This is a genomic window from Kineosporia babensis (assembly GCF_021129305.1).
Classification (GTDB): Bacteria; Actinomycetota; Actinomycetes; order Actinomycetales; family Kineosporiaceae; genus Kineosporia; species Kineosporia babensis.
Window position 1 is genome coordinate 1 of record NZ_JAJOMB010000014.1, and the last position, 11,393, is coordinate 11,393.

The 11,393-nt window shown below is 69.1% G+C and carries 17 protein-coding genes; 7 read left to right on the top strand and 10 right to left on the bottom strand.

The features are described from left to right. Together LR394_RS23650 and LR394_RS43145 are read left to right on the top strand one after the other, a co-directional pair. A partial coding sequence (locus LR394_RS23650; protein ID WP_231445865.1) for a sensor histidine kinase occupies positions 1-864 on the top strand: 864 nt, incomplete at its 5' end. Further along, on the top strand, positions 861-1,526 hold the full coding sequence (locus tag LR394_RS43145) for a response regulator (RefSeq protein ID WP_231445876.1): 666 nt from the start codon (positions 861-863) through the stop codon (positions 1,524-1,526). The genes LR394_RS23650 and LR394_RS43145, both read left to right, overlap by 4 nt. 59 nt (positions 1,527-1,585) lie before the next feature. On the opposite strand, the gene LR394_RS23660 is transcribed toward LR394_RS43145, so the two are convergent. The 9 genes from LR394_RS23660 to LR394_RS23700 form a co-directional block, all read right to left on the bottom strand. Next, complete coding sequence (locus tag LR394_RS23660) at positions 1,586-1,885, bottom strand: ArsR/SmtB family transcription factor (protein ID WP_231445878.1); 300 nt, start codon at positions 1,883-1,885, stop codon at positions 1,586-1,588. Positions 1,886-1,952: 67 nt separating this feature from the next. Beyond that, positions 1,953-2,720, bottom strand: coding sequence for a class I SAM-dependent methyltransferase (locus LR394_RS23665; RefSeq protein ID WP_231445887.1), 768 nt, complete (start codon positions 2,718-2,720; stop codon positions 1,953-1,955). After that, positions 2,717-3,415, bottom strand: a complete 699-nt coding sequence (locus LR394_RS23670; RefSeq protein ID WP_231445890.1) for an ABC transporter ATP-binding protein — start codon at positions 3,413-3,415, stop codon at positions 2,717-2,719. The genes LR394_RS23665 and LR394_RS23670 overlap by 4 nt, the downstream gene beginning before the upstream one ends. 28 nt (positions 3,416-3,443) lie before the next feature. Further along, complete coding sequence (locus tag LR394_RS23675; protein ID WP_231445892.1) at positions 3,444-4,499, bottom strand: ABC transporter substrate-binding protein; 1,056 nt, start codon at positions 4,497-4,499, stop codon at positions 3,444-3,446. Positions 4,500-4,514: 15 nt separating this feature from the next. Continuing rightward, on the bottom strand, positions 4,515-5,606 hold the full coding sequence (locus LR394_RS23680; RefSeq protein ID WP_231445895.1) for a FecCD family ABC transporter permease: 1,092 nt from the start codon (positions 5,604-5,606) through the stop codon (positions 4,515-4,517). Between the two features lie 131 nt (positions 5,607-5,737). Further along, positions 5,738-5,914, bottom strand: a complete 177-nt coding sequence (locus tag LR394_RS23685) for a hypothetical protein (RefSeq protein WP_231445903.1) — start codon at positions 5,912-5,914, stop codon at positions 5,738-5,740. Between the two features lie 231 nt (positions 5,915-6,145). After that, positions 6,146-6,391: a type B 50S ribosomal protein L31 gene (locus tag LR394_RS23690; protein WP_231445912.1), complete on the bottom strand. Its 246-nt coding sequence runs from the start codon at positions 6,389-6,391 to the stop codon at positions 6,146-6,148. Between the two features lies 1 nt (position 6,392). Next, the gene (gene ykgO / locus LR394_RS23695) at positions 6,393-6,515 is read right to left on the bottom strand and encodes a type B 50S ribosomal protein L36 (protein ID WP_214155316.1); all 123 of its coding nucleotides are present in this window, start codon (positions 6,513-6,515) and stop codon (positions 6,393-6,395) included. Positions 6,516-6,543: 28 nt separating this feature from the next. Then, complete coding sequence (locus tag LR394_RS23700) at positions 6,544-7,647, bottom strand: CobW family GTP-binding protein (RefSeq protein WP_231445927.1); 1,104 nt, start codon at positions 7,645-7,647, stop codon at positions 6,544-6,546. Between the two features lie 98 nt (positions 7,648-7,745). Between LR394_RS23700 and rpmB the strand changes: the two genes are divergently transcribed. From rpmB to LR394_RS23720, 4 genes are all read left to right on the top strand, one after another. Further along, positions 7,746-7,967 (top strand): 50S ribosomal protein L28, encoded by a 222-nt coding sequence (rpmB, locus tag LR394_RS23705; RefSeq protein ID WP_407937115.1) that lies wholly within the window; start codon positions 7,746-7,748, stop codon positions 7,965-7,967. Between the two features lie 211 nt (positions 7,968-8,178). After that, the gene (gene rpmG / locus LR394_RS23710; protein ID WP_231445930.1) at positions 8,179-8,349 is read left to right on the top strand and encodes a 50S ribosomal protein L33; all 171 of its coding nucleotides are present in this window, start codon (positions 8,179-8,181) and stop codon (positions 8,347-8,349) included. A gap of 3 nt (positions 8,350-8,352) precedes the next feature. After that, positions 8,353-8,658: a 30S ribosomal protein S14 gene (gene rpsN, locus LR394_RS23715; protein ID WP_231445932.1), complete on the top strand. Its 306-nt coding sequence runs from the start codon at positions 8,353-8,355 to the stop codon at positions 8,656-8,658. A gap of 481 nt (positions 8,659-9,139) precedes the next feature. Further along, positions 9,140-9,559, top strand: coding sequence for a Fur family transcriptional regulator (locus LR394_RS23720; protein ID WP_231445934.1), 420 nt, complete (start codon positions 9,140-9,142; stop codon positions 9,557-9,559). A gap of 92 nt (positions 9,560-9,651) precedes the next feature. Here the strand turns inward: LR394_RS23720 and LR394_RS23725 are convergent, their stop codons facing one another. Then, complete coding sequence (locus tag LR394_RS23725; protein ID WP_231445946.1) at positions 9,652-10,386, bottom strand: class I SAM-dependent methyltransferase; 735 nt, start codon at positions 10,384-10,386, stop codon at positions 9,652-9,654. Positions 10,387-10,439: 53 nt separating this feature from the next. Here LR394_RS23725 and LR394_RS23730 point away from each other — a divergent pair, with 53 nt between their 5' ends. Further along, a complete protein-coding gene (locus tag LR394_RS23730) occupies positions 10,440-11,363 on the top strand; it encodes an NAD(P)/FAD-dependent oxidoreductase (RefSeq protein WP_231445948.1) in 924 nt (307 codons plus the stop codon). Positions 11,364-11,393: the final 30 nt, after the last annotated feature.

Below are 11,393 nucleotides of genomic sequence, written 5' to 3' on the forward strand. Positions count from 1 at the left end.
GACGAGCAGGTCTCGCTGGTGCTGTGCGGGCACCCGCTGGCGGCCGAGGACCGGCGGGTGGTGCAGGCGTTCGCCAACCAGGCGGTGGTGGCGATGCGCCAGCAGCAGCTCAGCGAACAGGCCGCGGCGGCCGGGCCGCTGGCCGAGGTCGACCGGATGCGCACAGCCCTGCTCTCGGCCGTCAGTCACGACCTGCGCACCCCGCTCGCCTCGGCCAAGGCAGCGATCGGCGGGCTGCGCGCGCCCGGGGTCGAGTTCAGCGCCGACGACCAGGCCGAACTGCTCGCCAGCGTGGAGGAGTCGCTGGACCGGCTGACCCGGCTGGTGGACAACCTGCTGGACATGAGCCGGCTGCAGGCCGGCGCGCTGGCCATGCACCCGCAGCCGACCAGCATCGCCGAGACGGTGGCGATGGCCCTGGACGAGATCGGTCCCCGGAGCAAGGACATCGAGGTGCACCTGCCGGAGGAGTTCCTGGAGGTGACCGGTGACCCGGTGCTGATCGAGCGGGTGCTGGTGAACCTGCTGCGCAACGCCCTGCGCCATTCTCCGGATCACTGCCCGCCGATGGTCGTGGTCAGCGCGCACGCCGGGGAGGTCGAGGCCAAGGTCGTCGATCGGGGCCCGGGGATTCCGGTGGAGAAGTGGGACGACGTCTTCCTGCCCTTCCAGCGTCTGGGCGATCGTGACAACGGCACCGGGGTGGGCCTGGGGTTGGCGCTGTCCCGGGGCCTGGCCGAGGCGATGGGCGGCAGCCTGACCCCGGAGACCACCCCCGGGGGTGGTCTCACGATGAGCCTGAAACTCCAGCAGACCCGGATCGGCCCGCAGACCCAGGAAGAAGCGCAGGCAGAACGACCGTGACCAAGATTCTTCTCGTCGACGACGAACCGCAGATGATCCGGGTGCTGCGGATCAATCTGCTGGCCCGGCAGTACGACGTCGCTACCGCCACGACCGGGGAAGAAGCGCTGGAACTGGCCCGCGAGGAACATCCGGACATCGTCGTTCTGGATCTGGGCCTTCCGGACGTCGACGGTGTGGAGGTCCTGCGCCGGCTGCGCCGGTGGACCAGGTTGCCGGTGATCGTCCTGTCCGGCCGGGCGGACAGCCGGGACAAGGTCAACGCGCTGGACGCCGGGGCCGACGACTACGTGACCAAGCCGTTCAGCGTGGACGAACTGCTGGCCCGGATCCGGGTCGTGGCTCGTCGGCAGGAGCCGGCCCGAACGGTGAGGACCGTGAAGATCGGCCGGCATACGATCGACCTGGTCGCTCACACCGTGGACCCGGACGTGCACCTGACCCGTACCGAGTGGCAGTTGCTGGAGGTGGTGGTGGCCGAGCCGGGCAAGTTGCTGAGCCAGCGGTACCTTCTGGAGAAGGTGTGGGGCCCGACCTACCGGGCCGAGACCCAGAACGTGCGCCAGTACATGGCCCAGCTGCGCCGCAAACTGGAGAAGGACCCGACCCGCCCCACCCACCTGCTCACCGAGCCGGGTATGGGCTACCGCTTCGAGCCCTGAGCCGTCAGCCGGTCGCGGGCGCCAGTGCTGACACGGCGCGGCGGGCATGGGTCTTTCGCTCAGCTGGTGCCCGGATCCTCCAGGACGTGGGACACGGCGTCGGCAACCACATGGGTGACATGGGTGTCGGCGATGTCGTAGAACATCTCCTTGCCGCTGCGCTCGGCGGTCACCAGCCCGCCCTGCCGTAGGGATCGCAGATGCTGCGAGACCAGGGGCTGGGACAGGCCGGTGAGCTGGGCCAGTTCGCCGACGGTGCGCTGCTGTTCGCCGATCAGCCGCAGCAGCCAGAGCCGGGACTCGTTGCCCAGGACCTTGAACAGCTGGGCGGCCTCGGCCAGACCGGGTTCCGGTCGCACAGATCTCACCTCAGTACCGGATAAACGGTTTGCAATGTGTTCAAGTGTACTGGGGTGGGCCCGGTGGTCAGTGCAGCCCGTACACCACGTGGTCGTCCAGGTAGCGCCAGACCGTCCCGGTCTCGGCGAATCCCGCGCTGCGCAGCGTCTCCAGGTGGAATCCGAGGCTGACCTTGGGCGGGGCTACGTGCAGTTCCTCGCCCCAGGTGGCCGCGCGCAGCCTGACCGCCTCGGCGTAGTGCGGCACGGCCTCGGCGGCCGCCCACCACTGCTCCCAGGTGTCCACGCCGTTCGTGAACGTCTGGGCCTGGAACTGCTCGTCGTCGGCCTTGGCCAGGGCGTGCAGCGTGGGTTCGGTGCGCTCGTCGTAGTAGAGGTTGTCGCCGTTGAGGAAGATGCCGCCCGGACGAATGATCTCGGCGAGCTTCCAGTACACCGCCACCAGCTTGTCCGGCTTCAGCCAGTGCAGGGCGGTGGAACTGACCACCGCGTCGAACGGCGCCTGAGCGATCAGCGGGTGCTGGGCCCACTCCGGGTCGTCCAGGTCGACGTGGGCGGTCTGCAGTCGGGGATCGGTCTCGGCCAGGTCTGCGGCGATCGCCACCAGGAGAGGGTCCTTGTCGGCGACCACCGCGGTGGCGCCGGGGATCTCGGCCAGGACGGCCCGGGCCAGCGACCCGGGGCCACCGGCCAGATCCAGGATCCGCGGTGCCGCAACCCCCTCGTTGATCGAGGAGACAACGCGGGCGATGGTGGCGAACCGCTCGGCCCGGTGCCGGATGTAGCCGGTCTGCTGGGCGTCCCAGCGGGTGATCAGGTCGAGAGCGATGCTCATGGAGTGGTCCTTTCCTGGGGGAGGTCGAAGGCGAAGTGCTTGGCCTGGCCGGGCAGGCCGGGTGGGGCCGCTACGACGTGGCTGCGGACCCCGTACACCGGGTCCAGAACGGCCGGGACCAGAACGTCGTCCGGGGCGCCGGTGGCGACGATCCTTCCCCCGGCGATCACCACGACGCGATCAGCGAACCGGGCGGCGAGGTCCAGGTCGTGCAGCACCATCACCACCGTCGGGGCCAGAGTCCTGGCCAGGGTGAGAATTTCGAGGCGGTGACGGGGATCGAGGTGGTTGGTCGGCTCGTCCAGCAGGACGTGATCGGCACCCTGCATCATGGCCCGGGCCAGGGCGACACGCTGGCGTTCACCCCCGGAAAGGGTTCCGAGCAGGGCATTGACCTGTGTGCCCAGCCCGACGGCGGTGAGCGCGGTGGCCACCGAGGTGGTGGTGTCGGCCCGTCCGCCCCAACGGCGACGGGCCAGGGCACCGAGCGCGACCTCTTCGGCCACGCTCAGGCCTGGGTCGCCGTCGACGTGCTGCCCGACGTACGCCACGTGCTGGGCCAGCCAGCGCCGGGAGCGGCGGGTGACGTCGTCGCCGTCCACCTCGACCCGGCCACTGTGCAACGGCACGGCACGGATCAGGGCGCGCAGAGCGGTCGACTTGCCGCCGCCGTTGGGCCCGACGATCGCGGTCACCGTCCCGCTGGGAGCCGAGAAATCAAAATCATGGACGATTTCGCGGCCACCCAGCCGAACCGTCACCTGATGGGCGGCGATCACGGTTACCACAGCCGAGTTCGGCCAGGAGCGAGGACAACTGCTGAGGGCCCTTGGTGCTCAGCATGCTCGGCGGGTCGGTGTAGGGGAACGCCAGCACCACCACGCGGTCGTTCTTGACCGCGGAGAGGTCGTCCACCCCGGCCGAGGACAGGAACGCCTCGCGGGTCTCCGCCTCCGACACGGAGGTGAGCAGCACGATCGTCTGCGGATCCCGGGCCATCAGATCCTCGATGTTCACGTCGAACACCCGCTCATCGGTCTCGGCGTACACGTTGCTCAGACCTGCGGCCTCGAACACAGGTGTGACCATGCTGGGGGCACCGTAGGGCGAAAGGGTCGCACCGCCGGAGGCAACGTAGAGCGCTGCCGCGCTCCCGGCGTCCTCAGGTGTGCTGGAAAGTTGGTCCTGCGCCTCGGCGACCAGCTTCTCGGCCTGCTCGTCCAGGCCGAGAATGCCGCCCAGGGTGGTGACTTCGGACCAGACCCGGTCGAAGGTCGCGGTCTGCGACAGTTCCGGGCCGGGCGTGTTGCAGTAGGCACTGGGGACGTAGACCGGGATGCCGGCTGAGGCCAGGGCGGCCCGGTCCACGGCGTTCTCCGGGGCGATCACCAGGTCTGGAGTGGCGGCCAGGATGGACTCCTGCGAAACCACCGACCCACCGGTGGAATTGGTCTCGGTGGTGAGCAGATCCAGGTCGCCCAGCGCCTGGTAAGTGGCGTCCTGGTACAGGCCCTCCTGGAGTTCCGCGGTGACGGCGACGACCCGGTCGATGGCGCCGAGCGCCTCGAGGTTGGCCACCTCATCGCTGTTGACCAGCAGAATCCGTTCGGGGGCGGCCTCGACGGTGACGTCGGTGCCGCAGTTCTCGATGGTCATCGGGAAGGCCGCGGAACCCGGTGTGACGGCTGCGGTGTTCTCCTCGGAGCTAGCGCCGCCGCAGGCGGCGAGCGGGATCAGCAGGCTTGCCGCCAGGACGGCACGCCAGGATGTGGTTCTCATGGTTCTTCCTTTTGTTCAGTTGCGAAAAGCTTTGCGGCGCAGAAGGAGCAGCAGCAGTGGAGCGCCGACGGCACCGGTCACGACGCCGACCGGCATCTCCTGGGGAGCGAGCGCGGTGCGGGCCACGGTGTCGGCGGCGATGAGCAGGATGGCCCCGAGCAGGGCGCTGACCGGCAGGACGGCGCGGTGCCGGCCGCCGACCAGACGCCGGGCCACGTGCGGGACGACCAGGCCGACGAACCCGACGCCGCCCACGGCTGCGACCACGACACCGACCATGGCCGAGGTGAGAGCCAGCACGGCGAACCGGGTGCGCTCGGGGTCCAGGCCGGCGGATCGGGCCGAGTCCTCGCCGGAGGCCAGGACGTCCACAGCGGGTGCGAACAGCATCAGCACGGTGAACACCACCGCGACGGTGACGGCCGAGGCGATCAGCATCACCGGCTGCACCGTGGCCAGGGAGCCGAGCAGCCAGAACATCACCGAGCGCGCGGCCTCGGGCGAGTCGGAGGAGAAGACCAGCAGATTGGTCACCGCCGTGAGGGCGTAGCCGACCGCGAGCCCGGCCAGGACCAGCCGGAACGGGCCACGCTGCCCGGCGGCCCCGCCCAGCATCAGGACCAGGGCGATCGCGCCCATCGCCCCGAGCAGGGCGGAACCGGACATGATCAGCGCGCTGCCGCCGCCCACGACCAGGACGGCGAATGCGGCCCCGGTGGAGGCACCGGCGTTGAGTCCGAGCACGTACGGGTCGGCCAGGCCGTTGCGCACGACGGCCTGCAGGATCGCCCCGGCGACGGCGAGCGCTGCCCCGGCGACCGCGGCCATGGCCACCCGGGGTGTGCGAGCTGTCCAGACCACCTGATCCGCGTAGGGAGCCCAGGTCTCGGAGGGCGAGGCGCCGGCCAGGTGGTGGGCGAGGATCCCCACCACGTCGTCGAGCGGGATTGTGACAGGGCCGATGCCGAGGGCGGCCGCAACCACAGCGATCAGGGCGGCGGTGAGGAGAAGAACGTGAAAAGTGGCGCGGCGGTGGGCTTGGCGGATCGCGACCTGGGCGGCGTTCACTGCGGTGGTACGGGCCGGGTCGGCCACGGAGGTTTTCACACCCGGCTCCTTCTCGGCTCTGGCTGGTGCGCCCCCATATAACCGCGTAATGAGAATCGTTTGCAAATAGATCGGGAGTGGCGTGCGCCTCCTGAGGCCGGCTACACCAGCTATGACGCCGACAGGGCCGCTCAGTTGCCGGAGGAGGCGGGCTGGGTGGACGACGGCAGCGGCACCCGGGCCAAGGACGGCCAGAAGCCACCATCCGGCTGCTGACCTTCGGCACCGAGGCCGCCACCGGTGAGGTGCTGCAGGCCCAGTGGGCCCGCAGCAGTCTCGATCTGCAGGTGCGTACGCTGCGGACACACTGGTCGCCCAGCCGCTGGAGACCGGCGACGGGGACGCGGTGACGCAGGCCTGTACCAGCCTGGGCAACCAAAGCACGACCTAAGTCGCGCTGCTGGAGGTGACCGCCCGGGCCGCCGACGAGACCGCCCGCCAAGCGGCCGCTCTGGCCGTCAAAGACGTGATCACCGATGTGGTGCCGCTGATCTCGGTGCACCCGCGGGTAGCGGCGCTCTCGGCGGATGCTGCCTGCGTTACTTTGCCTGATAGCGCCGCTGGAAGCGGGCGATCCGGCCCTCGGTGTCGTTCGCGCGGGCCCGGCCCGTCCAGAAGGGGTGGCTGGCGCTGGAGATCTCGACGTCGACGACGGGGTACTCGTTGCCGTCTTCCCACTGGACCGTCTTCTTCGAGGTCACGGTGGAGCGAGTGAGAAACGCGGTGCCGGCGCTGCGGTCGCGGAAGACGACCGGCCGGTACTCGGGGTGGATGCCAGGCTTCATCTCAGCCCTGCCGTCCTTTCCATCGGGGGTTCTTCTTGTTGATCACGTAGACCTTTCCGCGCCGGCGCACGACGATCGAGCCCGGCTTCTCCTTCAGTGATTTCAGTGACGCTCTGACTTTCATGGTCCTCTCCGGTGTTTCGCAGTGCCGTTCAGGCGCTGAGGTCGTCGATGTCCGCGTCCTGGTCGCCCATCCAGGGGCCGAACCCGTCGTCGAGTCCGTCCCAGCGGTCAAGCCCCTGTTCCATCTCCTGGTCGGTCATCAGCGCCCGCTGGAAGGCCCGCTGGATCGCCCGGCGTTGTGGGCCGATGCCGGTGACCCGCAGCCGGGTGGTACGAACGGCGCCGGGCCAGGTTCCCGCGGCGCCGATGCTCAGCTGGCCGCCGGCCCCGTCCCAGAGACCGATCACCTCGGGTCGGCCGGGTAGCCAGAAAGTGCCCCGCGCCCGGATCGGACCGGTGCCCAGCGCCTCGATCTCGGCGTGTAGTCGATCGGGATGGAAAGCCTTGTGCGAGGCCAGGTCCAGCGACCAGACCGTAGCGGTGTCGGGGGCCTGGGTGTCGCTCAGACGTAGCAGGTCGCCGCGGGGGTCGTCCGGATCTCGGTGGACGGCGAAGAGTTCGGCCGCGCCGACCGCGGAGATCGTGGTGCGCGGCACGCCAGGCCCGGCCAGGTGGTCGATCAGGTCGTGCTCGGCCTGCTCAGCCTGGGCGTCGAGCAGGACGACGTCTGCTGACTCCAACTGGGCGGCCAGGGCCTCGCCCACCGACCGGCGGTCGTCGTCGCGGAACGCCTGCCCCCGCTCGGCCAGCAGGTCGTCGCCGAACAGGTCTTCGGTCAGGGTCGCCGCCGAGGCGGTGGCCGCGACCGCTGCGACCCGGGCCCCGGGCACCAGGCCGCCGTCCGGGCCGGGCATCAGGGCGTTGATCAGAGGCGCCGGGTCGCTGCTGACCGGCAGGCCGACGATGATCTGCTGCGGCTTCTCCGACTCGCGGGCCGGTCCGTTGACCAGGCCACGCAGGACGGGCAGCAGGTCCTCGCGCAGGGCACAGGACAGGCAGCCGTGCTCCAGCGCCTGAGAATGCCGGTCCCGCACGCCGGACCAGTCGTGCACGACGCGGCGCAGGACTCCGTCCGGCGTGATGTCGTGCCGGACGGCCACGGCCTGGGGAAGGTCGAGCAGGAGGGCGGAGACTGCGCTGTCGCGCAGCACCGGATCGATCGAGGTGACAATGGCCACCGGGACATCGGACATGGGACGAACCTTAGTCGGAGCGAGAATCATTATCAATAAGCTAGCCTGGCGCTGTTCATTCACCGAGGACATCGGAGGCAGTTTTGTCCAGCGTGTGCATGGTGACCGGAGCGGTTCCCGGCTTCGGTCACTCCATCTCGCACTCCCACCGGCGCACCAAGCGCCGTTGGAACCCGAACATCCAGAAGAAGCGCTACTGGGTGCCCTCGCTGGGGCGTCAGGTGACCCTGACGCTCAGCGTCCGCGGTATCAAGACCATCGACCGCCGGGGCATCGACGCCGTGGTGCGCGACATCCAGGCGCGGGGGATCAAGCTGTAGGACGAGGGCGGTCCGCACACCGCCGGATCGGCGGTCGGGTCCGGGCGGTCCCGGCACGGGCGCCGGTGTGCGGTCTGGTCGATCGGCCGTGGTCGGTGCCCGCGGGGCCGGCCGTGGGGCATCACCAATATGATAATCATTCTCACCTCGCTTGGGTGACCGGATCGACCGGTGCCCGAAGCGGGCTGGGCGACGAAGGAGGACTCCCCGTATGGCCAAGGCAGGAACCGTTCTGCGGCCGATCATCAAGCTCCGGTCCACCGCAGGTACCGGGTACACGTATGTGACCCGCAAGAACCGCCGCAACAACCCCGACCGCATGGTGCTGAAGAAGTACGACCCCGTCGTGCGCCGGCACGTCGACTTCCGTGAGGAGCGCTGAAGTTTGGCCAAGAAGAGCAAGATTGCCCGTGATCAGCAGCGCCGTGAGGTCGTCGCCCGCTACGCCGAGCGTCGCGCCGACCTCAAGCGTCGTTCGGTGAATCCCCATCTGAGCGAGGACGAGCGCGCCGAGGCCATGCGGGAACTGCACCGTCAGCCGCGCAACGCCTCGGCCACCCGGCTGCGCAACCGCGATGTGGCGGACGGGCGTCCCCGTGGGCATCTGACCAAGTTCGGCCTCTCCCGGGTCAGGTTCCGCGAGATGGCGCACCGGGGCGAGCTTCCCGGCGTCACGAAGTCGAGTTGGTGACCCTGTTCGCGGAACGTTGATGTGCTCACCGTGATGGCTGAACAGGGTGAGAATCCCGGCGGGCCGTAAACCGCCGGGGCGGATGGCGTGGGGCCGTCGAGTGTCGAACTCGGCGGCCTCGCCCTCGTCCAGGGGTGCTCTCTCCGTCGATCGCCAGATCGACGAGGCCGGACGGGGCATGGAGTCACTCGTAGCCCTGTGGGGATGGTCGCCTTGGACGCTGGGCGGGACAGGTGGACCTGGGCCGTGCCACCGGCCTACCCGAGCGTCGTGCGCCCCCGAGGGCTGGCAACGCGGGCCGGCCGAGCAGGAGCCGGACCCGGCGATTGGGTCAGGGCGATGCGCGCGGTTGCATCGAGTACTGCTGTAGTGCCGAAGTCCGAACCGGTGAGCTTGAGAACGATAATCAGATTCGTTAAATTGGAGTCTGGAGCACGGGATGTTGCTTCCCAGTAGATGAATGTGGGAGGTGCGTTGGCCGGTGCGGGGATCTCACCGCGGCACCAGGCAGAGCGAACTCGTCCGTAAGGCTCTGGCCGATTCTGCGGGTTTCGTGAGCGCTCAGGCGTTGTTCGCCGAGCTGCGTTCAAGCGGCGACAACATCAGTCTTTCGACGGTCTACCGGCAGTTGCAGGTGCTCGTCACCGCTGCCGAGGCCGATGTCATTCACGATCCGAACGGGCAGAGTCTCTATCGGTTCTGCGGTCTGGCGCACACGGGCCGTAAGCACCATCATCTGGTCTGCCGGAGCTGTGCCCGCTCGGCCGAGATCGACAGTGGCGTGCCGGAGGAGTGGATCGAGGCAGTGGCCTCGGAGCACGGCTACCGTGAGGTCGACTGGACGCTGGAGATTTTCGGGATCTGCCCCCGTTGCCCGGACGACGGCAGAGCTTCCGCCTGAAAGCGGTTGTCACAGGCCTGATACCTGGCGCCTGCTGCTCGTGTTGGATCACGGTGCGGTGTACGGGCGCTCTGCCCGTACACCGCGAACGTTCAGTGCGTGATGAGGTAAAGCCCGCCCGGGGCTGCAGGTTCGTGCAATTTCAGGCCGGCCTCGGAGAGTTCGGCAGCCACCTCGTCCGGGGAGAACAGGTGCCACTCGTACCGCACGGTGGTCTCGGAGATGACCGTCTCGCCCTCGCGCACCTGGTAGTCCATCTGCCACTCCAGCACCCGCGGCGCGATCACCCGGGCCTGCGCGGTGCCGCCGTGCTGACGTTCGCCGAGCGTGATCGCTGCCATGTCGAAGGGCGGGATCGCCTCGTCGGTGAACGGTGGCGAAAGGTCGATCACCGCGCGACCTTCGGCCGCCAGACTCGAGGCGAGCCGGTGCCAGGCCGTGCGCCGGTCGTCCGGGGGCAGGTGTCCCAGAACATTGAGGGCGACCATGCCACTGATGGTCTCCGGCCACGGCGTGCTCAGCAGGTCGGTGGCCGCCACCGTGACCCGGGCGGCCAGATCGGGGTCGCTGACCACCATGGACAGCAGGGCCGTCCGCAGACCGCGGTCGGGCTCGATCGCCAGAACCCTGGCCTCTGGCAAGGTTTGGGCGATCGTCCTGGTTGCCGGCCCGGCTCCCGCGCCGACGTCCAGCACCGGGCCGGATGTGGCGTCCAGTCCGTCGAGTGCGCGCGCGAGCGCTGGTCCGAGACTGCCCCAGGCGGGAGTCATCAGGACGGCGACGTGTTCTCCGGACAGGTCGTAAAGGCCCTGGTGTTTGTCTGTCATGCAGGGGAATATACCTAGGTGAGAATGATACTCATAACGCGAGATGGGGAGAGATGAACGACGTCATCATCATCGGCGGCGGGGCAGCCGGGCTCAGCGCAGCACTCGTCCTGGGGCGTCAGCAGCGCCAGGTCGTGCTGGTCGACAGCGGCCGGCCGCGTAACACCCCGGCCACCGAGATGCACATGTATCTCGGGCGGGACGGCAAGCCCCCCGCACAGTTGCTGGCCGACGGCCGGGACGAAGTGGCGGCACATCCCAACGTCTCCCAGGTGAAGGGCCGGGTCAGCGCGGTGGCGGGCTCGATCGACGACTTCTCGGTCGAACTGGAGGACGGAACCCGGCTCCAGGCGGCACGGTTGCTGTTCACCAGCGGTCTGAGCGACATCCCGATCGAGATCCCCGGGGTGACTGAGCGCTGGGGAGTCAGCGTGGTGCACTGCCCGTTCTGCCATGGGTACGAAAGCAAGGGGCGGAGCATCGCGGTCCTCGGCGGTGGCGGAAACGCGATGATGGCCGCCTACATCGCGGACCGGTTCAGTGCCGACGTGGTGTTGTGCACGCATGGCCCGGCGGACTACCCGGCGGCGGTGGGAGAGGCGCTGGCAGCTCGTGGAGTCCGGGTCATCGAGACCCCTGTTGCCGGTCTCGAAGGTGAAACCGACAGCCTGAAGCTGACCTTCGACGACGGGACCGTTCTGGACCGGCAGCTCGTCTTCCACCAGGCGCCGACCCGGCCCAACACCGAGCTCGCCGCCTCGCTCGGCTGTGAGCTGCTGGAGGACGGTGCGGTGAAGATCGACGAGTTCTACGCCACCAGTGTGCCCGGCGTGTTCGCGGCCGGGGACGCCGCCCACTTGGCCGCCGTGCCCGCGCCAGTCACCCTGGTCTCGGCCGCGGCCGCCGGTGGGGTGCAGGCCGCTGTCTGGATGGACATGAACCTGTTCCGCTCGCGGCTGCCGGTCGAGCTGGGCTGACGCTGTTCCCGGTGCCCGGTCGGATGGCCG

Coding starts and splice junctions, on each gene's coding strand:
- LR394_RS23665 (WP_231445887.1), bottom strand. CDS start 2,720: ATGAGCATCGCTCTCGACCTGATCACCCGCTGGGACGCCCAGCAGACC.
- LR394_RS23675 (WP_231445892.1), bottom strand. CDS start 4,499: ATGAGAACCACATCCTGGCGTGCCGTCCTGGCGGCAAGCCTGCTGATC.
- LR394_RS23690 (WP_231445912.1), bottom strand. CDS start 6,391: ATGAAGCCTGGCATCCACCCCGAGTACCGGCCGGTCGTCTTCCGCGAC.
- ykgO (WP_214155316.1), bottom strand. CDS start 6,515: ATGAAAGTCAGAGCGTCACTGAAATCACTGAAGGAGAAGCCGGGCTCG.
- LR394_RS23700 (WP_231445927.1), bottom strand. CDS start 7,647: ATGTCCGATGTCCCGGTGGCCATTGTCACCTCGATCGATCCGGTGCTG.
- rpmB (WP_407937115.1), top strand. CDS start 7,746: ATGGTGACCGGAGCGGTTCCCGGCTTCGGTCACTCCATCTCGCACTCC.
- rpmG (WP_231445930.1), top strand. CDS start 8,179: ATGGCCAAGGCAGGAACCGTTCTGCGGCCGATCATCAAGCTCCGGTCC.
- LR394_RS23725 (WP_231445946.1), bottom strand. CDS start 10,386: ATGACAGACAAACACCAGGGCCTTTACGACCTGTCCGGAGAACACGTC.
- LR394_RS23730 (WP_231445948.1), top strand. CDS start 10,440: ATGAACGACGTCATCATCATCGGCGGCGGGGCAGCCGGGCTCAGCGCA.